We start from the raw sequence: 26152 nt of genomic DNA on the forward strand, positions 1-26152 counted from the left end.
TATTACCCTTTCACTCCACCAGTTGTTAAACCAGCTACAAAGTATCTTTGGAAGAAGATAAATAGGATAATAATTGGTACTATTGTCATTACCGATCCGGCAATTAATACATCGTAATTGTTCCCATAAGGTGTTAATAGTGTTGCCAAACCAATAGGTAAAGTAAACATATCATTCGAACGTAATACGATTAATGGCCATAAGAAGTTATTCCAGCTTCCAAGCCCTTGTAATATGGCCATTGCACCTAGCGATGGTCCCATTAAAGGTAGCATAATTTTAAAATAGATACCATATTCTGTCGCTCCATCTATTCTTGCTGCATCCATCAGCTGGACAGGTAATCCTAAAGCATATTGTCTAAAGAAGAAGACAGCGATAGGTGCTACAATCATCGGTAAAATGACACCTATATAAGAATCTACTAGCTGTGCTGTAATCATCATTTGGAATAACGGTAGCATTAAAATTTCAAATGGTACCATTAGTATAAATACTACAAATGTAAAGAATAAGTTTCTTCCTTTAAAGTTATACACTGCTAATGCGTAACCTACCATTGCTGAGAAAAACAAAGATAACACTATCGTAACTGCCGAAATAATCAGACTGTTCACATACCAAGTCCAATAGCTTCCTGCCTGTGTAAAGATATAATTATAATTATCAATATTCAGCAAACTCCAATCAAACGCTAAACTTATACCTGTACGCATCAATTCCGAAGAAGGTCTCAAAGAGGAAATTAATAACATGATCATTGGAAATAATACGATTAAGCAAACAAGTACCATTCCAATATTCATAATCCATTTTGCTGTACTGTTGGTTTCTTTTTTCATTATTCGTCACCCCGCTTGAATGCACCTGTTAGAACTAACTGAATGAAACTGATAACGAAGATAATAAGCATTAGAATTACACCGATAGCGGCACCAAAGCCCATATCATTTCGTTGTATACCTTGTTGATAAATATAACCTACAACTGTTAAACCAATGTTTCCAGGTGAACCTGCTTCCCAGAACACAAAGCTCTCTTCAAACATTCGAAAGCCGTTTATGATAGAAATTGTTACCACAAAAATAGTTACTGGTTTTAAAAATGGTAATGTTACATACCAAAACTTTTGCAAAATAGATGCTCCGTCAATTTCGGCAGCTTCATATAATTCATCTGGTACGTTTTGTAAGGCTGCTAAGAAGTAAAGAATGTTTACCCCTAACCAACGCCAAACACAAAGCATAACCATTAGAAACATTCCTGACCATGCATTGTATCTCCAATCCACGGAACTCATTCCTAGCCAATTAAGAACCTGATTTGCCGCTGCTGTATCTGTTTCCCCAAACATTAAACGGAAAATCATACCTGCAACAATGGTTGAAGCTAATGCCGGCATAAATAAAGAAGCACGAAATAGCGTTTTCAATTTTACAAATTTCGAGTCGAGTATTACCGCTAAAATAATTGGTAATATCGTTAAAATTGATACTGTCAACACTACATAAATCGATGTATTCATCAAGGCTTTATAAAATGTCGGATTGAAAACCCTCTCATAGTTTTGTAACCCAATAAAATTAACTTGTCCTGGTAGCACACTTTGAAAGCTCATGATGATACCACGAATTGCCGGATATACTGTTAATATCAAAAATGAAATAATGAATGGTGATACAAAAATATAAGGTACAACCTTCTTAGAATTTAGGAACTTCATAATTGGGCTGGGACCTTTTTTTGCATCTACTGTTTGACTTGTTGCCACTGTAACCCCTCCTTAAAATTAAATAAACTGAATGCGCTTTCAATAATTATAGACTTCTTAAATTTCACTTAAGACGATATGCAGTTTAGTAACACCGATCATGTAATCGCAACCAAACGTACGTATAAGTGTTGGTTGTTTCTATTATATATAACTGGATAAGTTTTTTCAATCATTTTCTTAAAAAAATACACTCTTTTCTTAACTTAAATTTATAATAAATGGGTTCTTATGGAAATAACAGCATTTCACCATTAACTATACGGTTATGCAATTGTTTTTTTGGTTCCTTGGTAAATAAAAAGGTTAATTATATTTCATGCTTGTACCATCGCACGATCAAGATTACACACCAAAACTATTACGTACAACAGGTTCAATATTATAATAACCCGTTTACTCCCCTGATATCTTGATCGCTGAATTAACACTTACATCCATTCTATGGTCAATAAGCTTGTTTTAGTTATCTTTTTTCATTTAAAAAGCCGATAAGTTTTCTTATCGGCTTTTTAAAATAAGTAGGAATTTCATTTTATTCTACAGTCAATGCTACAACAGATTTGGATGGTAAATTAATAGATAATTCATTCCCATTAACTTGGAAATCTGTAAATTTAACAGGTTTTACATTGTCTGGATTTTCGAATGTATTGTGTGCATCCATTTCATTTGCTGTTAATACACGACCGTTTATTTGGTTTACATCCATTCCACGTAAATCAATCGTAAGGTCAGCTGCACTTGCTCTGTCTACATTACATAAAGTAATATTAATATTCCCATCATTTGCTTTTGATGCAGATGCAGTTACCTGAGGCATCTCTTTATCTCCAACTTTAAATGTGTCAGAAGTAATATCTAAGGCTACTTTTGCCGCATCTTGGTGCACCTTATACATTTCAAAAACATGATAGGTAGGAGTTAAGATCATTTTTTCCTTATCCGTCAAAATCATAGACTGTAACACATTAATAGTTTGAGCAATATTTGCCATTTGAACACGTTCACTATGATCATTAAAAATATTTAATGATACTCCTGCAACCAATGCATCACGAATCGTATTTTGCTGATAAAGGAACCCTGGGTTTGTTCCTTCTTCAACATCAAACCAAGTTCCCCACTCATCGATAATTAGACCAACACGTTTTTCTGGGTCATATTTATCCATAATAGCACTGTGTTTCTCAATTAGTTCCTGTATGTGGTATGCCTTGTGCATGGTAGCATCCCACTCATCTTCAGGGAAATTGGTTGCAGCACCTTTACCAGTCCAGAATTCACCTGGAATTGTGTAATAGTGCAGACTCAAGCCATCCATGTGTTGCGCCGATTCACGCATGAGCACATCTGTCCATTTATAATCATCCACATTAGGACCGCCAGCAATACGGTAGATTTTATTTTCACCGTAATTTCTTACATACGTCTGAAAGCGATTATAAAGATCTGCGTAATATTGTGGTCGCATATTTCCACCGCAACCCCAGTTCTCATTTCCTACACCAAAATAAGTTAACGCCCAAGGCTCTTCTTTTCCATTTTCTTGACGCAAATTTGCCATTGGTGATTCACCGTTAAATGTCATATATTCTACCCATTCTGACATTTCCTGAACCGTACCACTACCTACATTTCCACATACATAAGGTTCTGTTTCTAACATGTCACAAAGCATAAAAAATTCATGCGTACCGAAGTGATTGTTCTCAATCACACCACCCCAGTGGGTATTCACCATACGTTTTCTATTTTCTCTAGGTCCAATACCATCTTTCCAGTGATATTCATCTGCAAAGCAACCTCCAGGCCAACGAAGTACTGGAATTTTAATATTTTTTAGTGCTTCTACGACATCATTTCTTATACCATTCGTATTTGGTATATCAGAGTCCTCACCAACCCAAAATCCTTCATAAATACAACGGCCTAAGTGTTCTGCGAAATGACCATAAATATTTTTATTAATTGTTCCCTTTTTTACATCAGCATTTATAATTGCTTTGTTTGACATACTCTCACCTCATTAAAATATTTATTTTCTTCATAATAGTTGTGGAGAAAGTATCCATTGCGATCTTTCTCCACTATTATTTCCATTTAATCTATTATTTCTTTTGCAAACGAATCATGTTCCAAGAGAATTTAGGGAAAATACCTACTAGTTTCCCATCATCTACGTACGATTCACCATTAGAATGTGGTGTTACATTTTCCTGGCCAGCAATGTTTACTGCTTTTGCGTCTTCATTTTCTAATACTACATGTTCAACTACATCGTAACCTTCGAAAGCCCTTACATCGACATCTACTTCTAACGGCTTTTCTAAATGACGGTTAGTCGCAAAAATCACTAGCTCTTCTTTTTCTTCGTTATATACAACAGACGGATCTAAGTAAGGTACGTCTGTGAAATCTTTACTGTCATACTTCGGAGAGCTTACTACTGGATTCAATGCTACTCCTCTTCCATATACAGAAGTATAATAATAAGGATAGAAAATCGTTTGTTTCCAAGCTGCTCCGCTATTCTCAGTCATGATTGGTGCAATTACATTAACGAGTTGTGCCATACAGGCAATTTTCACACGGTCTGAATGACGTAACATTGTATTTAACATACTTCCCACTAACAACGCATCCTCAAATGTGTAAACATCTTCCAATTGAGGCGGTGCTACTGTCCATGGCTCAATTTCCTTATCTTGTTGATTGGAGTGGAACCAAACATTCCATTCGTCAAAACTTAAATACATGTCCTTCTTACTGCGTTTCTTTGCCTTAATATAATCACATGTTGCAATAACTGTCTGAATAAAATTTTCCATATCCATAGACTTAGCTAAAAAGTTGGCTGTATCTCCACTTCTATTACCATAATACTGGTGCAGTGAGATATAGTCAGCTACTTCATACGTATGTTCTAATGTCTCTGCTTCCCAACTAGGGAAAGTTGGCATTTGAGAATTAGAGCTTCCACAAGTCACTAGTTCAATTTCAGGATCAACCAGACGCATCGCTTTGGCAGTTTCATATGCTAAGCGACCATATTCATGTGCTGTTTTTTGGCCGACCTGCCAAGGTCCATCCATCTCATTTCCTAAACACCATGTTTTTATATTGTGTGGATTTTCATACCCATGTGATTTTCTTAAATCACTCCAATAAGTTCCACCTGTATGGTTACAATATTCTAATAAGTTTCTAGCAGCATCTATCCCTCTTGTACCAAGGTTTACTGCCATCATAACATCTGAATTAGCCGCTTTTGCCCAATCAACAAACTCATTCGTTCCTACTTGGTTTGTTTCCGTAACTCTCCAGGCAAGCTCTAATCGCTTAGGACGCTCTTCTTTTGGACCTACACCATCTTCCCAGTTATAGGCAGAAACCATATTACCACCTGGATACCTTACAATTGGCACTTGTAATTCTTTTACTAAGTCAATAACATCTTGTCTGAAACCATTTGCATCTGCTGTTGGATGATCCGGCTCGAAAATACCACCATAGACAGCTCTCCCTAAGTGCTCAATAAAGGATCCGTAAACTCTAGGGTCAATCTCCGAAATTTGAAACTCCTTGTCCACTACCATTTTTGCCTTCACTGTTTCTTTCACCATTACTATCATCCTTTCTATTATCTTCAAATTAAAAGACTTACTGTCAAGATTTTAACCGCTTACAAACTATTGCTAACTAAATACTTGATCGTACATCTCATTCTTATTTATATTTTTTCGAGTAATTGTACGTATATTAAGATTATGAAATTATTATGTATTTGTCAAGGCTTTCATACTCAATTTCATGAGCAATATTTAAGTATTAATATATAAAATTTACCAATCAAATATAAAAAGCAAGGTATTTCCAGAAAATACTTTGCTTTTAAAATTATGAGATTATTAAATCTTTATTTATAGCTGTTGTAGATTGTCGTTGTTTTATTTCTGGTTTATACAATTTTGATAAAGCTACATTGTCAAATGATAGACCTCTTTTTTCTATCATCGCAATCATTGCTTTTGCTGCATCTAAGCCCATTTGGCTCTTAGGGTGAATAATAGATGTTAGTTTTACTTCAGATATTTCCGCCAGCATGGAATCATCATATCCTACAAATGATAAGTCTCTTGGGATTTTAATTTTTCCTTCTCTCAGGACATCCATTAATTTAAGTACGAGTTGATCATTATAACAAACCATCGCTGTTGGCTTTTCATTCTTCGTTTCAATTAATTGTTTTATAGCTTCAAATGGTTTTATGTGCTCATTTTCCGTACAATAAGTTATCATATTTTTTGGATTTATAGAGGTCTTATAATCACGATGTGCTTTAATATATCCCTTGAGCCTTTTTTGGCCTTGAGCATCATCCGTTTTATACATACACGCTATCGATGTATGTCCAAGTTTCAATAGATGTTCGGTTTGCATATAGCCACCTTCTACATCATCTATCATAAAACTGGTTGGTTCTAATTCTTCATAAGTAGCATTTATCATCACATAAGGTATTTGTTCTTTTTCCAATTTAAGATAATAATTCAAATTCGGGTTAGATGAAGCACTATTGGTTGGTTCGATAATAACCCCGTCATAGTTACCTGACAATATATTACTTAAAATTTTCTTTTCTTGTATATATTGATTATTCGTATTAAAAATACTGACATGATAACCTTGATCACTTAAATAAGCCTCTGCTCCTCTAATAATGGTTGGAAATATATATTCTGATATATATGATGTCACGATCGCTATGTTTTTAGTTGGATGTTCAAATTGCTGGTTATTCTCAATCTTTGATCGGTCTTGACAAAATGTACCTGCTCCTTGTTCTCTATATAACCAGTTTTCATTTACTAATTCTCCCAATGCTAAGCGAACAGTATGGCGACTAACACTAAATTGTTCCATTAATTCACTTTCTGAACTTATTTTTTCATGAGGAATAATAAGCCCTTCTAATATCTTAGATTTGATTGATTGTTTAATCTTTTTATATTTAGCTTCCATCTCCCTACACCCCCTAAAATATTCCCTTCCCTTACTTTATAAACGAAATTAAATAAGTTGTTCCCCAAGCTTAAGAGAACAATCATTTAAATCACCTGTTTGGTAACGTTTACATTTTTGGATTGATTCTTGTTGCTCCTATATATTTGTACGTACTACTAGTATACCAAATTTTAGCTTATTTACAACCCATTCCATAAATTGCGAAACCAATCAAAAAAGCCATCACTCTATGTGCAATACATGAGTAACAGCTCTAAGTATGATTTATCATTTAATCGTTGCAGTTGAATTTCGAATAACGAGTTCAGGATCAAAGCGAATAAGATCTTTCGCCATGTTTTGCTGGTCTTTATTAGGTGATTTTATTTGCTTAATCATGTCTAGAATTACTTTTGCGGCTAATCTACCCATTTCACTTTGAGGATGAGACACAGTTGTTAATTTAACTTCGGTAACTTCCGCCATAAAGGAATCATCAAAACCAACAATTGATATATCTTCTGGAACTTTTAATTGTGCTTCACGTATTGCGTCAAGCAATTTTATTGCTAATTCATCATTGTAACAAACAATCGCAGTTGGCCTATGTTCCTTTGGCTCCTGAAGCATTTTACGTAACATTTCTGCCGGTTTTGTGTTTTTTTCTTCTGTATTGTATGTAATGATATTATTAGGCAAAATTTCAATTTGATGCTTTCGGTGTGCTTTTAAATATCCCTTCAGTCGTTTAGTCCCTTGAATATCATCATTTTTAAAGAAACCCAGAATATTTTTATGACCTAATTCAATTAAGTGCTCTGTTTGAATGGTCCCGCCTTTTTCATCATCCATCACAATATGGAATGGTTCTAATTCATCATAAAATGCATTAATCATTAGATAAGGTATGTTTTGTCTTTCCAAATTCAAATAATAATTTATGTTGGGATTCGTAATAGCACTTCTAGTTGGTTCAATAATCACACCATCAAAATGTTGAGTTAGAATTTTTTCTAAAAATTTCCGTTCATTATTGTGGTCATTATTTGTACTAAAAAGACTTACTTGATATCCTTGTTCGCTTAAGTAAGATTCTGCCCCTCGAATAATTGATGGAAAAATATAATCAGAAATATATGTGGTTATAATGGCGATATTTTTTTGACGAATTAATGAAGCCACATCATCTTTGGAGCGATCAGCACAAAACGTCCCAGCTCCTTGCTCACGATATAACCATCCTTGGTTTACTAAATCTCCAATTGCTAACCTTACTGTATGCCTACTAACACCAAATTGTTTCATAAGTTCACTTTCAGAACTGATTTTTTGATGAGGTTGAAATGTACCATCTAAAATTTGAGATTTTATTGCTTGCTTTACTATACTATATTTTGTTTGCATCTTTTATACACCTCAGTAATTCTGCAAATTCATAACTTAGTTAATAAGTACCTTAATTTAAGCATATAGAATTAATAAAAACTGTCAAGAGCTGCTAATCTGTGATGCAGTTTTTTTGATAAAATAAGACAGAGACCTCTAATGAAAAAGGCCTCTGTTTTAACTCTTTAGCGATATATTGCTTCATTCCATTTTAGTTCATTGCGGAATTGACGAAGGTTTGTATCTTTATCAATAACTACACATTCGATTTTTGCCATATCTGCAAAGTCATATAATTGTTCTGTGGTAACGTCAAAAGAGAAAACCGTATGGTGTGCTCCACCTGCATAAATCCAAGCCTCTGTTGCTTCACTTAAAGAAGGCTGTGGCTTCCATAGAACTTTTGCAACCGGTAAATGAGGTGTTTCTGTTTTAGGCTGTTCTGCTTTGATTTCGTTAATAACAAGACGGTAGCGACCACCCATTTCCACTAATGATGCGTTAACAGCATCTCCACCTTTTCCATCAAAGACTAAACGTGCAGGATCTTCTTTATCTCCCATTGATAATGGATTAACTACAATTTTTGGTTTTGTAGCAGATACTGTCGGGCAGATTTCTAACATATGTGAACCTAATATCATTTCATTTCCTGGTTCAAGATGATAGGTGTAATCTTCCATGAAGGAAGTATTTTTGTTATCCGCAATAATCTTCATTAAACGCGTTAATGCTGCTGTTCTCCAATCCCCTTCACCTGCAAATCCATAACCTTCAGCCATCAGACGCTGTGCCGCAAGTCCTGGTAATTGCTTCATTCCGTGTAAATCTTCAAAATTTGTTGTAAATGCTGTATAGTTGCCTTTTTTCAAAAAGGATTTTAAACCTAGTTCGATTTTAGCCTGATAACGGATAGAGTCTTCTACATTACCTTCTTTATTTGGTATGTCATACAATTCTTGGTACTCTTTATATAATCCATCAATATCTGTTTCTGATACTTTGTCCATTTCTTCTACTAAATCACCGATACCGTAGTAATCAACGACCCAGCCAAATTTAATTTGCGCTTCAATTTTATCTCCATCTGTAACAGCTACATTTCGCATATTATCACCAAAACGAGCTACACGAATATTTGATCCTTCTGTTACAGCAACTGCTGTTTTCATCCATCCTGCAACCTTAGTTGTCACATCTTTGCTTTGCCAGTGACCAACAACTACTTTACGTGATACATCCATGCGTGTACCAATAAATCCATATTCACGATCTCCATGTGCTGCTTGGTTTAAGTTCATGAAGTCCATATCAATGCTGTCCCAAGGAATATCTCGGTTATATTGCGTATGCAAATGTAATAATGGTTTTTGTAATGAATTTAGTCCGGCAATCCACATTTTTGCTGGGGAGAATGTGTGCATCCAAGTAATGACACCAGCGCAATTTTCATCGGTATTTGCTTGTTGCATCAAACGCAAAATATCATCTGATGTCGTTAACACTTCTTTGAATTGTACTTCATAAGGCAGATTGCCCTCTTTATTTAATCCTTCGACTACTTCTTTTGAATTGTTAGCTACTTCTGTTAATGGTCCTTCTCCATAAAGGTGCTGACTTCCTGTAACAAACCAAAATTTATATGGGCGTACTTCTAACATAATGTATTCCTCCTATTGTTTATTATAGATTATTTTTTTAATGACTCTCGCATTTAGAGATTAATTATTACTTTTTATCTTGTCCATAATAAGCATTAGCACCATGTTTTCTTAGATAGTGTTTATCTAACAAGAATTGATCCATGTCTTCAGCATTAGGATTGATTTGATACGTGTGCAATGCCATTTTCGCTACTTCTTCTAATACAACGGCATTATGAAGTGCTTCATGTGGATCTTTCCCCCAGTTAAAAGGTGCATGACTATGCACTAGCACACTTGGAATTTGAAGTGGATCGATATCCTTAAAAGTTTCTACAATGACATTTCCTGTTTCCCATTCATATTCACCGGATACTTCCTCCTGTGTCATACGTCTTGTACAGGGAACTTTACCATAAAAGTAATCGGCCTGGGTTGTTCCAAGCGCCGGAATACCTTTACCTGCTTGTGCCCAACTTGTAGCCCATGGTGAATGTGTATGTACGATCCCACCAATACCAGGGAATTTTTGATAAAGCAGACGATGGGTTGGCGTATCGGAAGATGGTTTTAACTCACCTTCGACAATATTTCCATCTAAGTCTAAAACTACTAAGTCTTCTACCTTTAAATCCTCATACGGAACACCACTAGGCTTAATAACCATTAAGCCTGAGTCCTTATCGAAACCGCTTACATTGCCCCAAGTAAATGTAACTAAACCATACTTAGGAAGATCAAGGTTTGCTTCTAACACTTGCTGTTTAAGTTTTTCAAGCATGCTGCCTTCCACCTTTCTCTAGATATTCTATTATCCTTGTACGTATGTGTAAAAATATTTACTTCTATAATAATACAATTCGTACGTACATTCAATATATAAGTAGTAATTTAATAAATTTTTGCACATTTTTCTTAAAAAAATGTAATAAACGGATACTTTAATCCGACTAGGATTATATTCATAATGTACTGTTACACCTTATACAGAAACTGCGACATGACCTTGTGGTAATTTTGACATGATGTATGAGTGTCATATCCGCTTCGGCTTGCCCACTTCCCTTTTACCACGGGCACAAGTGCAACATCTACTCAAGCAGAGCTTTCGCAGTGTTTTCTATGCCATGGGCTTTTTCCTTTTGCTAACTTTTCCATGCAAAAATCGCATGAAAAAGTTAGCTTAGAGTAAAAACCCGCGGAAAGGAAAACGGACAAGCCGAAGCGGTTGCAAAGCTCATATAAAATCTCATAATTACCACTTTAGCTATGTCGCTGTATCTTCCTAATACGCATATGAAATTGGTCAGTTATGTTAGGTTTGTTCTTAATTCGCTTAGCCCTTTGCATTATAAATCAATTAAAAATTTTACATCTTCATGTTGATAAATCATTTCAAAATCTTTATTTTCTATCAATTGATGGTATAAGTCTTCCGGCGAGAACCACAAATGATCGTTTTCAAATGTATAATTCGCTCCAAAATGATAGCAAATCCATATCAATTTTGAACAATATATTTTATCCCACGGGTCATCTAACGATTGCGACAAATTAAAGGAAAAGGACGGCTTAGATAAACCTTCCTTTAAATTATATTGATATTTTTCGAAGTAATCTGTGGCATATCGTGCGGCATTTTTTCCTATATCATCATTTACCGATCGAAACTGAGCATGCACTGGGTGTTTATCCATAAACTGTTGGATTGGTTCTTTTACAATTGCTGGCTCACTCCCTGGTGACTCAATTAATTCACTTTCATTAATGACTAGTGCTGTATGACCCATATAACCTGTTAATTCTGATTTTACGTTATCACTAGCGACTAAAATATCACCTGCCTGAAAGTCACGTTTCCTGTTTGCGTAATAATTTCTTAAGGAGTATTGCTCTCTTTCCAGTGCATTGTCATGGTAATATTCAATTACGATAGTGGTAGAAGGATTTGGTTGACGTAAAGCTATATAACTACCCTCCGAACCAGAATTACTTGTGACCAATCTATTATTCTCATAGACTTTATAATATATAAGTTCTACATTTGGTTTCATGTAGATAATATTTTGATTTTTCCACATACTAAAATAGTTCTTCATTTAGGAATCACCTCATAATAACATATGAGAAATGAGACATATGTGAGACATTCTCAACAAAAAAAACACACCAATCTTCATTTAAGATTAGCATGCTCAATCATAATTTTGATACGAATTAATAACAATATAAAAAAAGTGAGTCCCTTAACTGGATAAGTAGTGTTGTAGACTGGATAATCAATCGTCTTCACGGGATAAGTCTTGATATCCTGTCAAGCAAACATGTTATCCCGTGAAGAGAGACTATTATCCCGTCAACAGGAGGTATTATCCTGTGAAGAAATCAAAAAGTTGATTATATTTGAACATTTAAGCAAAACCATTGTATTTCCATTTAAAATACGATGGTTTTGTTTCCATAGACAATAATGCGGTCTTCCAGATGCCATTTTACAGCTCTTGCTAAGACGCTTCGTTCTACGGATTGGCCTATTTTTTTCATCGCTTCAACATTATCACGGTGGTCCACACGACTGATGTCTTGCTCAATAATTGGCCCTTCATCAAGATCATTTGTCACATAGTGAGAGGTTGCACCAATTAATTTTACACCACGATGATAGGCTCTCTCATATGGTTTAGCACCAATAAAGGCAGGCAAGAACGAATGATGTATATTAATTATTTTGTTTTTAAATGTTTCAACAAAATGAGGTGTTAAGATTTGCATATAACGTGCTAATACAATCACATCGACATCGTGTTCTTGTAACAATTGAATCTGTTGTTCTTCCACTTGTTTGCGGATATCCTTATTCGCTGGAATATAATAATATGGTATGCCCAATGGCTCGACAAATTCCCTCGACGTTTCATGATTACTTACGACAAGACTGATATCTGCCATTAGATCGCCACTTTGCCATTCCCAGAGTAACTCTAATAAACAGTGCGGTTCTTTCGATACAAAGATCGCTACTTTTTTGACCTGGTCTACAAATTTAAAGGTTGCTTCCATTTGAAATTTATTTTTGATTTCCTGGAAATCTTCTTCTAATTGTGTTGCCTTTTCTTTTAAATTATTGATCTCAAACTCAATACGGATAAAAAACTCCCCACCATGCGGGTCTGTTGAGTATTGGTTTGATTCGAGAATATTGGCATCATGTTCAAATAAAAATTGCGATACAGCTCCAACGATACCAGGCTGATCGGCACAATTGATTAAAAGGCGTGCTCTATTTTTGTTGATTTTCTTAAATGTGTCTAACTTTTCCTGTATATAACTCTTCATCTTGATCCCTCTTTATTTTTGTCATTCAATAATACTTTATCATGTTTCCGAGGTGGGTCAAGTGATCAAACACGATCTATTGAAATATTTTATTGATCTTGCCAATAAATTCATCTACTTCTTCTTTAGTAGTTGTTAACGGTGGTAAAATACGAACGATTTGAGGGCCCGCTACAATAATCAATAATTGATGTTCTTCTCTCGCCTTATTGACGTAATCTATTGCTTTACCTTCTGTCTCAAGACCAATAAGCAATCCCTTACCACGAACCGATTTAATCTCTTGTTTATCGGAAACTAATTGCTCTAACTTTGCCCATAAATATTCAGCAATTTCGTTTGCTTCCTCTAAAACGTTTGTTTGTGTAAGATGATTAATCGTTGCCAACCCTGCCGTAGTTACAATTGGATTCCCACCAAAAGTGCTTCCATGAGTACCAGGAGAAAATACGTTTGCAACATACTCTTTTGCTATGATCGCACCAATCGGAAAACCTGATCCTAATCCTTTAGCAATGCTAATCACATCTGGTTCAATTCCATAATGCTGATAAGCAAATAATTTACCGGTTCTTCCGATCCCTGTTTGAATTTCGTCAATCATTAATAAAATATCATGCTCTTTACAAATGGCTTCCAGCTGTTTCACCCATGTTAAATCAGCAGGAATCACTCCACCTTCACCTTGTACTAATTCAAGAAGCACGGCGACTGGTTTCTTTTCCTTTAATTTCTCTAATGCTTGATAATCGTTAAAAGGTAAGTAATCAAAACCAGGTGTTAACGGCGCAAATCCATCTTGAATTTTCTTCTGACCCGTTGCAGATAATGTTGCCATTGTTCTGCCGTGAAACGAATTATTGAATGTAATAATGGTTGGCGCCTCTTGACCTAGCACGTCATGTCCGTATTTTTTAGCTATTTTAATGGCTGCTTCGTTTGCTTCTGCCCCACTATTACAGAAAAATACTTGGTCTCCACAACTGTTTTTTGTTAAGGCTTCAGCTAATCTTTCTTGTGTGGGAATATGATAAAGGTTGGAGCAATGCCATAATTTCGATAATTGTTCTTGTACTGCTTTTTCCACAACTTCTGGCACATGACCTAAATTACATGTCGCTATACCTGATGAATAATCTAAATATTTCTCTCCCTCGTCATCCCACACATAACTTCCTTTCCCTTCTACAAGTGTAATAGGAAAACGACCATATGTATGCATAACCGGATTTACACTTTGATTAGACATGTGGCACCTCCTGATTCAAAGATATTCTTGTTCCAATTTCTTTGCCTTGCATAAATTCTAACAATCCGTTTTCCTGTGTTCCATTAACGATCGAGACTTCCATAACACCTTGATTTAAGGCTGCTAAAGCGGATTGTACTTTCGGTATCATGCCACCAAAAATAACTTCTTGTTGTATAAGTTCTTCTATTTTCGTTTCATTTAATTGATGAAAGACTTGCTTTTCTCCCTTTACTTCATGATAAATACCTGGAATATCACTAATAAAGCACAATTTTGCACCTAAAGCCTGCGCTACCGCTGAAGCTGCCATATCAGCATTAACATTGAAGCGTTGTCCCGTTTTGTCTATTCCAATTGGAGAAACAACAGGAATTAAATTTTGATTAATAAAGTTCTCTAGTAAGCTTGTATTTACATCGGTTACTTGGCCAACAAAACCTAATCGCCCATCTTCGTTAACTGGTTTCGCTTCTAATAAGTTTCCATCTACACCACTGACACCGATCGCATTTCCATTCGCTTTTGAAAGCTCACGAACAATTCCTTTATTGATCGAGCCACTTAGTGCCATTTCTACCACATCTAATACTTCATTTGTGGTCACACGCAATCCGTCAACAAACGTCGTATCTACCCCTGTTTGTTCTAATAGTTGAGAGATCAATGGCCCGCCACCATGTACAATGATCGGTTGCCATTCGCCTTGCGCTTGAATTTCGACTATATTTTGATAAAAAGAAGGAGGCAGTTGCTCAAAGACACTACCACCACATTTGATCACGACATAATTCATTTGACAACCTCCTTACGTACGATAAGAAGCATTAATTCTGACATATTCATACGATAAATCACAGCCCCATGCTGTGGCTCTGCCATTAGCGTCTCCCAATTTCGCCAGTATCTTGACTTCATCCTCTAACAAATGTTCTTTAGCTGCTTCTTCATCAAAAGGATGGGGGACACCGTTTTCTACTACTAAAATATCTCCTAAGTAAATACTTACTTTATCTGGATCTAATGACTCCCCACTGTACCCAATCGCTGTGATGATCCGGCCCCAGTTTGCATCTGCACCGTGAATGGCAGTTTTCACCAAGTTAGATGAAATAATTGACTTAGCAATGCCTGTTGCTGATTCATCCGTAAAAGCTCCTTCAACGTTTACTTCTACTAATCTAGTAGCACCTTCCCCGTCTCTAGCAATCTCTTTTGCTAAATACTCACAAACAAACTTTAATCCTTCATAAAAAGTTTCCCAGTCTTTATGATCAGGTGTTAGCTCTTTGTTTTCTGCTTGACCATTTGCTAGCACTAATACCATATCATTGGTACTCGTATCACCATCTACTGTAATCATGTTAAACGATTTATTAGTGATCGCCTTCAATGTATCTGTTAAATGATTAGAAGAAATGTTGGCATCGGTTGTGACGAAACCAAGCATTGTAGCCATATTCGGATGGATCATACCAGAACCTTTTGCCGCTCCGCCAATCGTCACCGTCTCGCCATCAATTTCTAATTCGATCGCAATACCTTTTTCTTTGGTATCTGTCGTTAATATCGCCGTTTCAAATTTTTCCGCTCCCAAATGTTCTTGATCATTTACTTGACTGATTCCTTTTTGCAACTTTTCCATTGGCAATAACTCACCAATTAAACCAGTAGAAGCCACCGCTGCTAAGTGTTCTTCCACTCCCATTGTTTCTGCGAAAAGTTTACGCATATCATAGGCATCTTGTAGTCCTTGTTCGCCTGTACAAGCATTTGCAATGGCTGAGTTAACAATAACTGCTTGTAATTGATTTTCTTTAGCTATACTCTCTTGTGTTACTTTTAGCGGCGCTGCTTGGAATGAATTGGTCGTGTAGACACCAGCCGCTTGAGCTGGAACCTCTGAATAGACCCAGCCTAAATCGATTTTTTTCTTGCGTAATCCACAATGTAAACCACCTGCTTGAAACCCCTTCGCAGTGGCTATATTGCCATTTTTAATTATATGAAAATGCTCTTGCTGATCTCCCATGTTTGATTTCACTCCTTAAGGATAAATAGGTAATTGGTTAATACCTGTTGTTTCGTCCCATCCGCACATAATATTCATATTCTGTACCGCTTGACCAGATGCTCCTTTAACCAGGTTATCGATGACTGAAACAATAATCAGCTTTCCAGTCCTCTCATCTGCATATAAGCCAATATCACAGTAATTGCTACCATACACTTCTCTTGTTGATGGAATTGTACCGTTTCTTCGGACACGAACAAACGGATCATTCTTATAATAATTTTGGTAAACGTCGATTAGATAATCTGTTGACTGTTTATCTTTCAAGTCCACATAAATGGTACTCATTATCCCTCTCGTCATTGGTACAATATGAGGGGTGAACGTTACCTGAATTTCTTCTTTAGCACGTTCCGTTAACAATTGCTCAATCTCAGGAATGTGTTTATGCACTCCAAGTTTATATGCCTTAAAGTTTTCATTCATTTCAGAAAAATGGACATTTAAGGATAATCCTCTACCTGCACCAGATGTACCTGTTTTGGCATCAATAATAATCGAACTATTATCAACTAAATCATTTTCTAATACTGGTAATAGACCTAAAGTGGTGGCAGTTGGATAACATCCCGGGTTTGCCAGAATACTAGCTTGTTTAATTTTTTCTTTATTGATTTCTGGCAATCCATATACTGCTTGATCAATATACCTCTGCGTTGCCATTTCTTCTCCATAGTAAGTTTGATAGATTTCACCATCTCGCAACCTAAAATCACCAGATAAATCAATACAACGAACCCCTTTATCCATTAAAGAAGGTATATAGTGTTTACTTACATTTGATGGTGTAGCAAAGAAGACTAACTCTACTTCTTTTGCCAGCTCATCAACATTCAACGGTGTCATTTCAAGATCAATAATTTCTGTTAAATGTGGATAAACTTCCGATAAATCTGTACCACTATTTGAATGGGATATAATTTTAGTTACTTGAACATGTGGATGGTTATGCAAAAATCGTATTAATTCAACCGCTCCATAACCCGTTCCACCTATAATTGCTACATCCACAACAGTTCCTCCTAATCTCCGTATATGATTAGTTTATAATTATACTCCATTTTGTATTTTCATGCAATATCGTTTATAAAAAAACTCAAATTCTTATAGTTTTCCTTGCTATTAATTATAGAATTTTTGAATAAAAAAGGAAAGAAACAACAGATTGCAAAGGACTTTTAGTTTCATGATCACACTCATTATTTTATTCACGATCCTGTATAAATATCCAAGTTTAAATTAATTTTACTTAGCACGGACACAAGGATCATTTATTATTAGGACTTTTAGTTTATGACTTTTATGACTTTTTATTGTAAAAAATGACGCTGGTAACCTTTATAACGAACGAATTTTGCGATATACTTTTCATATAAGTGAAGAAAACAATCAGCGGGTAAGATACTCCCACTGATTGTTAGCTAACCTTTTCAGGAAGTTACCGGCCTTTTATTTTTTTATTAACTCGAATTAAAGGTATTATGGACGGTTACTCTGTGATTAAATTATATTGGAGTGAGTACGTTGTCTAATTATCCCAAGCAAATGGATGCTGAATGGTTACGTCTTATTTACATCGCTAAACAACAAGGATTAACAAAAGATGAAGTCCAATCTTTTCTCAAATATTTACCTGTCGTGAATGAAATTAAGAACAAAGAAAAAGAAATCAACCCAAAATAGCACCTTAAGAAAAACTACGATATAGACCTATACTAAACTTTTCATAAATAAAATCGCTTCTGTACGTCCTGACACACCAATTTTCCGATAAATTTTACTTACATAATTTTTGACCGTACCAACAGAGAGATACATATGCTCAGCAATTTGTTGATTAGATTTTCCTTCCACCAGCAATTCCAACACGTGTAATTCGGTAGGAGTCATTTTGATATTTCTTTCTTTTAAGGCTTCAACACTTGCTGCAAATGAAACAGGTTTATTTTCCTTTGTTGCTTCTAACTGTTGGATTAACATCGGCTGAATGGATTCTGGAATTAACAACTGCCCACTTAGAGAATGATGGATTGCCTCCACTAATTGTTGTAAGCCTGTATCTTTTAACAAGTACCCACTAGCACCATTTTTTAATGCTTGTAATATATAATCATTTTGCGAAAAGGTCGTAAGCATGATAATTTTGATGGATGGAAGATCTTGTTTGATTATTTTAGTTGCTGTAATCCCACCAATAACCGGCATTCGAATATCCATCAAAATCACATCAGGCTTCACAGCTTTCGCCTTATCTATCGCTTCTTCACCATTTGTAGCTGTGGCTACCACTTTTATATCCTGGTGTTGATCGAACATTACAGCCAATCCATCGCAAATGATTCTCTGATCATCAGCGATCATTATTCTAATTGTATTCATATTATTCACCCTGCATTTTCATGAGATTTGGCATTATTGTCTTCTAGATGTGGCAGTTCAATAATAATATCTGCTCCACCCAATTTTGTGTTTATTGAATGTATTTTGATTACTCCATTTAGTTCTTCTACTCTCTCCTTCATTGCCATTAAACCAAACCCTAAGTTCTCTTCAAAGTTCTCGATTGCATTACCATTGTCACTTAGCCTGAATAAAATTCCTTCTTTATTAGTTACCAGATATACATGAAATCTATTTGCTTTTCCGTGCCGCAAACCATTGGTTACACCTTCTTGTAAGGCTCGATATATTACTATTTCTTGTCGTGGAATTAGTGAAAATTTTCGAACATTTATTTCTGATTCAATTACTACCCCCGTTTGTTCAATTGTCTCTTGGATTAGTGAAGAAACTGCTTGATAAAAATCTATAAAAAAATGACTTTCTTGCAAATTTCGTACAGATTTTCGAACTTCCTGTAAACCTTCTTCTAAATTACGATACACTTGATTAAGCATGTTTTTTGCCTGATCCTGCTCGGAACTAATCAAGGTTTTAACAGCATTTAACCCAATCAGAGAAGTTGAGAAAGAATGTCCAATAGAATCATGCATTTCCCTGGCAAAACGCTTGCGTTCCTGCATAATTGTCTTTTCTTCTAATTGTAAGGTGGATAGTTTCATTTTTTCATATGCCTTTTGTAATTGATGTTTTTGATTGATGGATAATTTCACTAAGTAGCTGAAGGTAAACACAACTAAAAATTCAGTTATTCTTGGGATGATAAATGTCATAGATGATAACGAGGGGAAGTCAAAGGCTATCCATTTGCCTAATACAAAGCTCATGTACGCAAAACTGGTAAAAATAATGCTAGAAGTTAGAGAATGGTGATATACCATTTCTCCAATTAATATTAATAAAAAAACCTGAGAAATAAAGGATTGATCGACACTGATGAGCACTGCTAATAAAAGAAGCTGTGTAATTAAATAATACACGCCTGTTTGATCATCCAAATTAACTCTAAATACAAAATCTCTTAAAAACTGAATCATCACATAGATGCCAACCATGAAATAAAGAAACGTAAGATTCGCCTGATCGTCTAATGCAAATAAAGGTACCATGATCAGTTGGGTAATCAAAATTGCTATTGGCATCTTTTTTTCGACAAAATTGTCCATCTTTATTTTCCTCTTTTCCATGCAACTCGATTGAAAAATAAGAATATTGATTTAGTTTTATTGTATCAGAGTCCGCTGATATGACAAGTTAATGAATAAAAAAATACACACATACACAAAAATACCTACAGAAATTATTCTGTAGGATAAATAGAATTACTATTTGAAGTAGTGAATTTTACATTTGTTCGAGTGCTTCAAATTTTTTCTGTTGTAGATTTTTTTACCACTTTAGTTAACTATACGTTTACCACTTTATTTTCAAGCGTTCCGATTTTTTCAATTTCCAATGTTACTTGGTCTCCATCATTTAAAAGCGCTGGTGGATTCATGGCGAATCCGACACCACCTGGTGTACCAGTCAAAATCATATCACCGGGCTCAAGCGCCATAATGTTCGATATAAATTCGATCAGAAAAGGTATATCGAAAATTAATTGCTCAGTATTTGAAGACTGTCTTTGTTCCCCGTTTACATAGGAACGAACCCGTAAATGACTTGGATCAGAGATTTCTGAAGTGGTCACTAACCAAGGACCAACGGGAGTAGTATGATCTAATGATTTACCCTGCAACCATTGTGGTGTACGTTTCTGCAGATCCCTCGCTGAAATATCGTTACCAATCGTGTATCCAGCAATATAGTCAAGTGCATTCTCTTTTTTTACTTTTGCAGCCTTTTTACCGATGACAACGGTAAGTTCTACTTCGTAATCTAACTTTTCCGTCACAGTTGACTTATGGATGTCATCTTCCGGGCCGATTAAAGCATTATTAAACTTTGAAAACAAAACTGGATACTCAGGTAAGTCCCCACCCATCTCTTTAACATGATCCGCATAATTTGTTCCAATACATATAATTTTCGAAGGATTCGGAATGGGAGTCTCCAAAATAACTTCTGTTCTTTGGAATGAAATATGCTCAGGCGGATTCTGAAGTCGGCTAAACAAACGCTCTAATGTCATAATATTGGCATTAGCATTTAGGTAAAATTCATTTGGATCCGCCGGTAATAATGTACCAGCCTCGTTAGAATCGATGTGATTAGCTACAAATTCATGTACCTTATGTACATCAACAATTTTTTCACCTTTCAGGATCCCAATCCGATTTTGTGCAAACGGATACTTCAAACGATAATTGACTAACTTCATTGGTAGAACCCTCCCTTATTTAATACTGCTAGTTTAACATAGAATGGGCTAACTGAAAGTTATAACACTTTACTTAAAAAAGCTTTCGTTCGCTGATGTTGTGGGTCATCAAATAACTGGTTCGGCTCATTTTCCTCCACTATATAACCCTCATCCATAAAAATTACACGATCTCCTACTTCTTTTGCAAAGCCCATTTCATGCGTAACCACCACCATGGTCATTCCTTCTTCGGCCAATTGCTTCATTACTTCTAATACTTCTCCAACCATTTCAGGATCCAATGCAGACGTTGGTTCGTCAAACAACATCACTTTAGGTTCCATTCCTAATGCACGCGCAATCGCCACCCTTTGTTTTTGTCCACCAGATAACGATTCAGGATAGGCATTTGCTTTTTCCAACAAACCCACTTTTTTTAATAAATCTTTTGCTTTTTGTTCTGCATCCGTTTTATTCCATTTTTTAACTGTGATGATTGGCAATGTTATATTTTCGATTACAGTTTTATGTGGGAAAAGATTAAATTGTTGAAAAACCATACCAACTTCAGCCCGCAATTTATTTATATCCACTTTCTTATCCGTCAATTCTACCCCGTCTATCATTACTGTTCCATCCGTTACTGGTTCAATAAGATTTAAGCATCTGAGAAAGGTCGATTTACCAGATCCCGATGGACCAATAACTACAACAACTTCTTTTTGATTAATATCTGCGTTTATATCCTTTAATACTTCTAAATCACCGAAGGATTTTTTTAAATGTTTAACTGAAATCATTTGACATCAAACCTTCTTTCCATATAATTCAATAAGTAAGTCAAACTTAGTGTTAGTACTAAATAGACAAGTGCGACCATTAAATATGGTTCCCAAACCCTTAAGTATTGTCCAGATGCCGCTCTCCCCCAATAAAGTAGCTCTTGCGCTGCAATCATCGCACCTAAAGAAGAATCCTTTAATAATACGATAAACTCATTGCCTAATGGTGGAATCGAGCGTTTAAAAGCTTGAGGTAAAAGGACATGACGCATAACTTGTATTTTATTCATCCCTAATGAATGGGCCGCTTCTGCTTGACCTTTGTCAATCGATTGTAAACCGGCACGAAAGATTTCTGCTACATATGCAGAAGAATTCAATGATAATGTAACCATCACGGACAGGACTGGAGTTGTTGATCCTAGTATAGATGGTAATACCGCATAATGAAATAAAAATAACTGCACTAACAAAGGGGTACCCCTTAAAAAGTTAATGTACCAGACAAATGGCAATCTTACAAAAACAAAAGGGGACATCTTTCCTAACGCAATGAAGAAGCCCAGGATACAGCCCATTATAACCCCAACAACTGACATTAAGATAGTCAATCCCATACCTTCCATAAAGAATGGAAAATACTCGACAATAATATCAAACCTAAAATCCATGTTGTTTTCTCCCTTCTTACTTATACTTTGCTATTCGCTACCCTATTTTATACTCTTTAAACGATACTATAGAGTGAGACATTAATCTCCGTTTATCCTCAACTTGATTCACTTGAAACTTTTCGTTAAGGGTATTATGGACCGTAATAACTTTAACAAAAACGAAAAGCGTAACGAAGTCGCTACGCTTTGTGATTTATATGTTTCTTACGGAACTAACCTCTCACATGTTTTCTATTTAGTTAGTACATCTGTGTCTGGCTCTGCTCCAAACCATTCTTGATAAATTTCAGAATAAGTTCCGTTTTCGATAACTGTTTGTAGTGCGCTATTAATATCCTCTTTCACTTCACTATCTTTAGGGAACATGATACCGTAAAATTCAGATTCAAATGTGTCAGGATCTGTGATCATTTCAACATTCGCTTCCGGATTATTCTCGACATATTCATCAGCGACTACGTTATCCGTTACTACAGCATCAACATCTCCCGATTGCAGGGACATAAGTGCTAATGTATTGGAATCGTATTTTGAAATATTCTCATGATTTTTCCCTAAAATCTTTTCCACAGCTTCAGCCCCTGTTGTACCTGATTGTACCCCGACTTTTAGGTCTTTAATATCTTCACCACTAGTAATCCCTTCTCCTTCTCGGAAAACTACTTTATGGGTTGATTCAAAATAAGCAGATGAAAAATCATACGTTTCTTTACGTTCCTCATTTACCGTAATTCCAGCAATCGCAAGGTCTGCTTCTCCTTTTTCAACAGAAAGTAACATCGCGTCCCAGCCAACGTTTTCTATTTGATAATCATAGCCTGCTTCGCCCATCACTGCTTCTAATAAATCAATATCAAATCCTGTTAATTCACCTTTATCCAAATAGGTAAACGGCATAAAACCCGCTTCGGTTACTACAGATAGTGTTGGTTTATCACCTGAACCGTTCGTTCCTTCTGTTTGCTCCTGGTCATCACTAGTTCCACACGCTGCTAAAATAGCTAAAAGGAAAATCAGTAATCCCTTCGTCATTAATTTATTCATAAATATTCACTCCAAATTTATATTTATACATTTTGCATTCATTATGATATAGCATGAAACACTTTAATTCAATAGATTTTATTGAAGTTTTTATATTGCGATTATTCTGAATATTTGGATTACCATTTGCTCTTCGCCTTTCCTGTCTCCGAGTTACATTTTTATGCAGACCTGAGGTACAAAAAAAGAAGGAGTATAATTAATATCTCTCTCTTTTTTATCCTCATACTAAAATCAGTAACAATATCGGCAGTGTGATTATACTTAATAAGGTAGAAATCAGAGTGACGCTTGAGACATAGCCTGGCCTTGAACCAAATTGCAATGCATACATCGTTGTATTGGCAGCAGTCGGCATGGCCGCCATCACAATTAAGATATCTTTTACCATGCCATCGAGCGGTAATGGTAAGGTTAAAAAATATGCAATGATTGGAGCCAGTATTAATCGAAAGGTAACTGCTAAAGATACGCGACCAACTTCTACATCACTTAACTTAATTTGCGCCAGTTGCATTCCAAGTACAATCATAATTGTTGGTATTGTTGCATCTGCTACCATATCAACGGCTGTCATCATTTGATCATTCATATGTATGCCAAGTAAATTAAGAATAATCCCTAAAATAGCTCCATATATAATCGGTACTCTGATAACATCTTTTAGAGGTGAAATCCGTACCGGGCGTCCTTGTGCCCCACCTTTTGCCGCAAAATAGATACCTACTGTACACATGATCAATGTTTGTAACACCATTAGTATGATTGCATAGTGAAACCCCTCTTCACCAAAAACCAGTAAAACCAGTGGTGCACCATAATTACCATTATTCATAAATACCGAAGCAAGAATATAACTACTCTTTACAGACTGATCCCATTTTCTAAAATATCCTATCATATAAGCAAGCAGCAAACTGATCATTGATAATGCTAATAAGAAACTGCCCAAATAGAGGTAATCCATATTCAGGTCGTTATGATAAAATGTCCTAAAAGCTAAAAACGGGGACATTAAATACAACGTCACCGTGGAAATTGGCTTTATATCTATTCTTAAAAATTTTATCCCGATATAACCAATTGCAAAAATACTGAAGATTGGAATCAATACTCCGATAAATCCCATTATTTATCACCTGTTTATATTAAGATTTTCCGAATGGAAGCCAATGATAAATTAACATCATTAGTGTTCCAATGGTTGTTAATATTCCCATAAATAAATATAACGATGAACCTCCCAGGCTGTCCATAATCACTCCACCGATAAGCGAGCCAATAATTCCGGAGATTCCAAAAAAAGTGGAGACAAATACTAAGTGACCCGTTGATTGTAACATTTTCGGAATAATGCGGGTGACATACTGGAACGCGGTTAAGTAAAATACACCAAATGTCAGTCCGTGTAAAAATTGCAATGCCACAATCAACGTCGGGTCATCAAAAACAGCATAGAAATACCATCGAATCGAATACAAAATACCAGCTCCAATGATGAAAATGAGTGGATGATACTTTCGAAACCATAATCCTGCTGTTGCAAAAACGACCGCTTCACTGGCAACACCCGCAAACCAGGCAAACCCGATTAAATCCTCTGACCCTCCGAGTGAAGCGATATAAATACCAATAAAACTATCATTAGCACGGTGGGAAATGGTAATAAGTGTTATTAGTATTAAAAAGATAACAAAAGGTTTTTTCTTAACAAGTAAACCAATATCTTTAAATTGAATAGGCGGGGTTTCCACTTTCACGTCGACCAACCGTGTGCTGACAATAAAAGCTGCGACAGCTAAGACTAAATAGGGCCAAACAATGAATTGAATACCTACATTAGATAAAATTGCCCCTACTGTTAATGATGATGTTGCAAAACCGATCGATCCCCAAGTTCGTATTGAACCAAAGGAAATTCCCAGTTGATCGGCTCTTCTTTGGGATAAACTGTCTCCCAACGCCCCAATTGGAGCAGCAAAGAAAAAGAAAGTAGCTCCAAACGTTAATAATAACGGTAATGTATCCATTTGCAGAAAGACTAAACTACTAATTATAAGTCCAATTAAACATAACATCAGTATTTTTTTTACTGTTTGATACTTATCACTGGCATATCCCCAAAGCGGTTGAGAGAATATTGCAACAAATGGCCCAATTGCCATTACCCAGCCAATTTCGGTTCCGTTCAGACCTTTGAATTGCAGGTATAAAGGTAAGAAACTAACGATTATTGTATTTGCTCCATGAAAGCAAAATAAGAGCATTTTTAACGGTACAGTAGATTCTCCTCGTGCCACCCAGATCGCTCCCTTCTCAAGTTGTACTGATAACTGTCAATTATAGAACTTATTAGTAAGAAAAGAAAGCCGTATGATTAAACAATAGACATAAACTGCGAAGAAAACTGTTGTAACTTTACTAGCCAAAGTAGTAATTTTGAAACTTTTTATTTACTAGTCATCCGCTCCGGTTGTTACA

23 protein-coding genes are annotated in these 26152 nt (G+C 35.7%); 1 reads left to right on the plus strand and 22 read right to left on the minus strand.

Features of this window, described 5'->3' with window-relative positions; translation table 11 throughout:
- Window positions 1-2: 2 nt before the first annotated feature.
- The 14 genes from BUC25_RS04230 to argC all read right to left on the minus strand — a co-directional run bounded on the left by BUC25_RS04230 (window position 3) and on the right by argC (window position 17477).
- Complete coding sequence (locus tag BUC25_RS04230) at window positions 3-842, minus strand: carbohydrate ABC transporter permease (RefSeq protein WP_073199946.1); 840 nt, start codon at window positions 840-842, stop codon at window positions 3-5.
- Window positions 842-1723 carry a carbohydrate ABC transporter permease gene (locus BUC25_RS04235; protein WP_084543383.1) on the minus strand — a complete coding sequence of 294 codons (882 nt, stop codon included), beginning with the start codon at window positions 1721-1723 and terminating at the stop codon, window positions 842-844. Before BUC25_RS04235 ends, BUC25_RS04230 begins: the two co-directional genes overlap by 1 nt.
- 583 nt (window positions 1724-2306) lie before the next feature.
- Window positions 2307-3788, minus strand: coding sequence for an alpha-N-arabinofuranosidase (locus BUC25_RS04240; RefSeq protein WP_073199950.1), 1482 nt, complete (start codon window positions 3786-3788; stop codon window positions 2307-2309).
- Window positions 3789-3882: 94 nt separating this feature from the next.
- Window positions 3883-5397 carry an arabinosylfuranosidase ArfA gene (gene arfA / locus BUC25_RS04245; protein WP_073199952.1) on the minus strand — a complete coding sequence of 505 codons (1515 nt, stop codon included), beginning with the start codon at window positions 5395-5397 and terminating at the stop codon, window positions 3883-3885.
- 274 nt (window positions 5398-5671) lie between these two features.
- On the minus strand, window positions 5672-6796 hold the full coding sequence (locus BUC25_RS04250; protein ID WP_073199953.1) for a GntR family transcriptional regulator: 1125 nt from the start codon (window positions 6794-6796) through the stop codon (window positions 5672-5674).
- A gap of 270 nt (window positions 6797-7066) precedes the next feature.
- Window positions 7067-8182, minus strand: a complete 1116-nt coding sequence (locus BUC25_RS04255; RefSeq protein WP_073199955.1) for a GntR family transcriptional regulator — start codon at window positions 8180-8182, stop codon at window positions 7067-7069.
- A 167-nt stretch (window positions 8183-8349) separates the two neighbouring features.
- Entirely contained in the window at window positions 8350-9825 is a 1476-nt protein-coding gene (gene araA, locus BUC25_RS04260) for an L-arabinose isomerase (protein WP_073199957.1), read from the minus strand.
- A 67-nt stretch (window positions 9826-9892) separates the two neighbouring features.
- A complete protein-coding gene (gene araD, locus BUC25_RS04265; protein ID WP_073199959.1) occupies window positions 9893-10588 on the minus strand; it encodes an L-ribulose-5-phosphate 4-epimerase in 696 nt (231 codons plus the stop codon).
- A gap of 568 nt (window positions 10589-11156) precedes the next feature.
- Complete coding sequence (locus BUC25_RS04270) at window positions 11157-11906, minus strand: hypothetical protein (protein WP_084543351.1); 750 nt, start codon at window positions 11904-11906, stop codon at window positions 11157-11159.
- 337 nt (window positions 11907-12243) lie between these two features.
- Window positions 12244-13143, minus strand: a complete 900-nt coding sequence (gene purU, locus BUC25_RS04275) for a formyltetrahydrofolate deformylase (RefSeq protein ID WP_073199961.1) — start codon at window positions 13141-13143, stop codon at window positions 12244-12246.
- Between the two features lie 76 nt (window positions 13144-13219).
- Complete coding sequence (locus BUC25_RS04280; protein ID WP_073199963.1) at window positions 13220-14392, minus strand: acetylornithine transaminase; 1173 nt, start codon at window positions 14390-14392, stop codon at window positions 13220-13222.
- Window positions 14385-15188, minus strand: coding sequence for an acetylglutamate kinase (gene argB / locus BUC25_RS04285; protein WP_073199965.1), 804 nt, complete (start codon window positions 15186-15188; stop codon window positions 14385-14387). Before argB ends, BUC25_RS04280 begins: the two co-directional genes overlap by 8 nt.
- 12 nt (window positions 15189-15200) lie before the next feature.
- The gene (gene argJ / locus BUC25_RS04290) at window positions 15201-16424 is read right to left on the minus strand and encodes a bifunctional ornithine acetyltransferase/N-acetylglutamate synthase (protein ID WP_073199967.1); all 1224 of its coding nucleotides are present in this window, start codon (window positions 16422-16424) and stop codon (window positions 15201-15203) included.
- Between the two features lie 15 nt (window positions 16425-16439).
- Entirely contained in the window at window positions 16440-17477 is a 1038-nt protein-coding gene (gene argC, locus BUC25_RS04295; protein ID WP_084543352.1) for an N-acetyl-gamma-glutamyl-phosphate reductase, read from the minus strand.
- Window positions 17478-17990: 513 nt separating this feature from the next.
- On the opposite strand from argC, the gene BUC25_RS19115 reads away from it, so the two are divergent.
- Window positions 17991-18149: an anti-repressor SinI family protein gene (locus BUC25_RS19115; protein ID WP_244535121.1), complete on the plus strand. Its 159-nt coding sequence runs from the start codon at window positions 17991-17993 to the stop codon at window positions 18147-18149.
- 27 nt (window positions 18150-18176) lie between these two features.
- On the opposite strand, the gene BUC25_RS04300 is transcribed toward BUC25_RS19115, so the two are convergent.
- The 8 genes from BUC25_RS04300 to BUC25_RS04335 all read right to left on the minus strand — a co-directional run bounded on the left by BUC25_RS04300 (window position 18177) and on the right by BUC25_RS04335 (window position 25971).
- Window positions 18177-18845, minus strand: coding sequence for a response regulator transcription factor (locus BUC25_RS04300; RefSeq protein ID WP_084543353.1), 669 nt, complete (start codon window positions 18843-18845; stop codon window positions 18177-18179).
- Window positions 18846-18850: 5 nt separating this feature from the next.
- Window positions 18851-20032, minus strand: a complete 1182-nt coding sequence (locus BUC25_RS04305; RefSeq protein ID WP_073199973.1) for a sensor histidine kinase — start codon at window positions 20030-20032, stop codon at window positions 18851-18853.
- A 239-nt stretch (window positions 20033-20271) separates the two neighbouring features.
- A complete protein-coding gene (locus tag BUC25_RS04310) occupies window positions 20272-21189 on the minus strand; it encodes a fumarylacetoacetate hydrolase family protein (protein WP_073199975.1) in 918 nt (305 codons plus the stop codon).
- A 59-nt stretch (window positions 21190-21248) separates the two neighbouring features.
- The gene (locus BUC25_RS04315; protein ID WP_073199978.1) at window positions 21249-21971 is read right to left on the minus strand and encodes an amino acid ABC transporter ATP-binding protein; all 723 of its coding nucleotides are present in this window, start codon (window positions 21969-21971) and stop codon (window positions 21249-21251) included.
- A complete protein-coding gene (locus BUC25_RS04320; protein WP_073199980.1) occupies window positions 21968-22624 on the minus strand; it encodes an amino acid ABC transporter permease in 657 nt (218 codons plus the stop codon). Before BUC25_RS04320 ends, BUC25_RS04315 begins: the two co-directional genes overlap by 4 nt.
- Before the next feature lie 234 nt (window positions 22625-22858).
- Window positions 22859-23671: a basic amino acid ABC transporter substrate-binding protein gene (locus BUC25_RS04325; protein ID WP_073199982.1), complete on the minus strand. Its 813-nt coding sequence runs from the start codon at window positions 23669-23671 to the stop codon at window positions 22859-22861.
- A 223-nt stretch (window positions 23672-23894) separates the two neighbouring features.
- The gene (locus tag BUC25_RS04330; protein WP_073199984.1) at window positions 23895-24800 is read right to left on the minus strand and encodes an AEC family transporter; all 906 of its coding nucleotides are present in this window, start codon (window positions 24798-24800) and stop codon (window positions 23895-23897) included.
- 19 nt (window positions 24801-24819) lie between these two features.
- Window positions 24820-25971: an MFS transporter gene (locus tag BUC25_RS04335; RefSeq protein WP_073199986.1), complete on the minus strand. Its 1152-nt coding sequence runs from the start codon at window positions 25969-25971 to the stop codon at window positions 24820-24822.
- Between the last annotated feature and the right edge of the window lie 181 nt (window positions 25972-26152).

This window comes from Gracilibacillus kekensis (assembly GCF_900143085.1).
In the GTDB taxonomy this organism is placed as follows: Bacteria; Bacillota; Bacilli; order Bacillales; family Amphibacillaceae; genus Gracilibacillus; species Gracilibacillus kekensis.

What these genes read in the sequence shown, in the direction of transcription:
- BUC25_RS04230 (WP_073199946.1), bottom strand. Translation starts at nt 842, where the DNA reads ATGAAAAAAGAAACCAACAGTACAGCAAAATGGATTATGAATATTGGA.
- BUC25_RS04240 (WP_073199950.1), bottom strand. Translation starts at nt 3,788, where the DNA reads ATGTCAAACAAAGCAATTATAAATGCTGATGTAAAAAAGGGAACAATT.
- BUC25_RS04270 (WP_084543351.1), bottom strand. Translation starts at nt 11,906, where the DNA reads ATGAAGAACTATTTTAGTATGTGGAAAAATCAAAATATTATCTACATG.
- BUC25_RS04310 (WP_073199975.1), bottom strand. Translation starts at nt 21,189, where the DNA reads ATGAAGTTAGTCAATTATCGTTTGAAGTATCCGTTTGCACAAAATCGG.
- BUC25_RS04320 (WP_073199980.1), bottom strand. Translation starts at nt 22,624, where the DNA reads ATGGATTTTAGGTTTGATATTATTGTCGAGTATTTTCCATTCTTTATG.
- araA (WP_073199957.1), bottom strand. Translation starts at nt 9,825, where the DNA reads ATGTTAGAAGTACGCCCATATAAATTTTGGTTTGTTACAGGAAGTCAG.
- BUC25_RS04305 (WP_073199973.1), bottom strand. Translation starts at nt 20,032, where the DNA reads ATGGACAATTTTGTCGAAAAAAAGATGCCAATAGCAATTTTGATTACC.
- BUC25_RS04300 (WP_084543353.1), bottom strand. Translation starts at nt 18,845, where the DNA reads ATGAATACAATTAGAATAATGATCGCTGATGATCAGAGAATCATTTGC.
- BUC25_RS04250 (WP_073199953.1), bottom strand. Translation starts at nt 6,796, where the DNA reads ATGGAAGCTAAATATAAAAAGATTAAACAATCAATCAAATCTAAGATA.
- BUC25_RS04325 (WP_073199982.1), bottom strand. Translation starts at nt 23,671, where the DNA reads ATGAATAAATTAATGACGAAGGGATTACTGATTTTCCTTTTAGCTATT.
- purU (WP_073199961.1), bottom strand. Translation starts at nt 13,143, where the DNA reads ATGAAGAGTTATATACAGGAAAAGTTAGACACATTTAAGAAAATCAAC.
- araD (WP_073199959.1), bottom strand. Translation starts at nt 10,588, where the DNA reads ATGCTTGAAAAACTTAAACAGCAAGTGTTAGAAGCAAACCTTGATCTT.
- BUC25_RS04280 (WP_073199963.1), bottom strand. Translation starts at nt 14,392, where the DNA reads ATGTCTAATCAAAGTGTAAATCCGGTTATGCATACATATGGTCGTTTT.
- argB (WP_073199965.1), bottom strand. Translation starts at nt 15,188, where the DNA reads ATGAATTATGTCGTGATCAAATGTGGTGGTAGTGTCTTTGAGCAACTG.
- BUC25_RS04315 (WP_073199978.1), bottom strand. Translation starts at nt 21,971, where the DNA reads ATGATTTCAGTTAAACATTTAAAAAAATCCTTCGGTGATTTAGAAGTA.
- argJ (WP_073199967.1), bottom strand. Translation starts at nt 16,424, where the DNA reads ATGGGAGATCAGCAAGAGCATTTTCATATAATTAAAAATGGCAATATA.
- BUC25_RS04330 (WP_073199984.1), bottom strand. Translation starts at nt 24,800, where the DNA reads ATGGGATTTATCGGAGTATTGATTCCAATCTTCAGTATTTTTGCAATT.
- arfA (WP_073199952.1), bottom strand. Translation starts at nt 5,397, where the DNA reads ATGGTGAAAGAAACAGTGAAGGCAAAAATGGTAGTGGACAAGGAGTTT.
- BUC25_RS04235 (WP_084543383.1), bottom strand. Translation starts at nt 1,723, where the DNA reads ATGAAGTTCCTAAATTCTAAGAAGGTTGTACCTTATATTTTTGTATCA.
- BUC25_RS04255 (WP_073199955.1), bottom strand. Translation starts at nt 8,182, where the DNA reads ATGCAAACAAAATATAGTATAGTAAAGCAAGCAATAAAATCTCAAATT.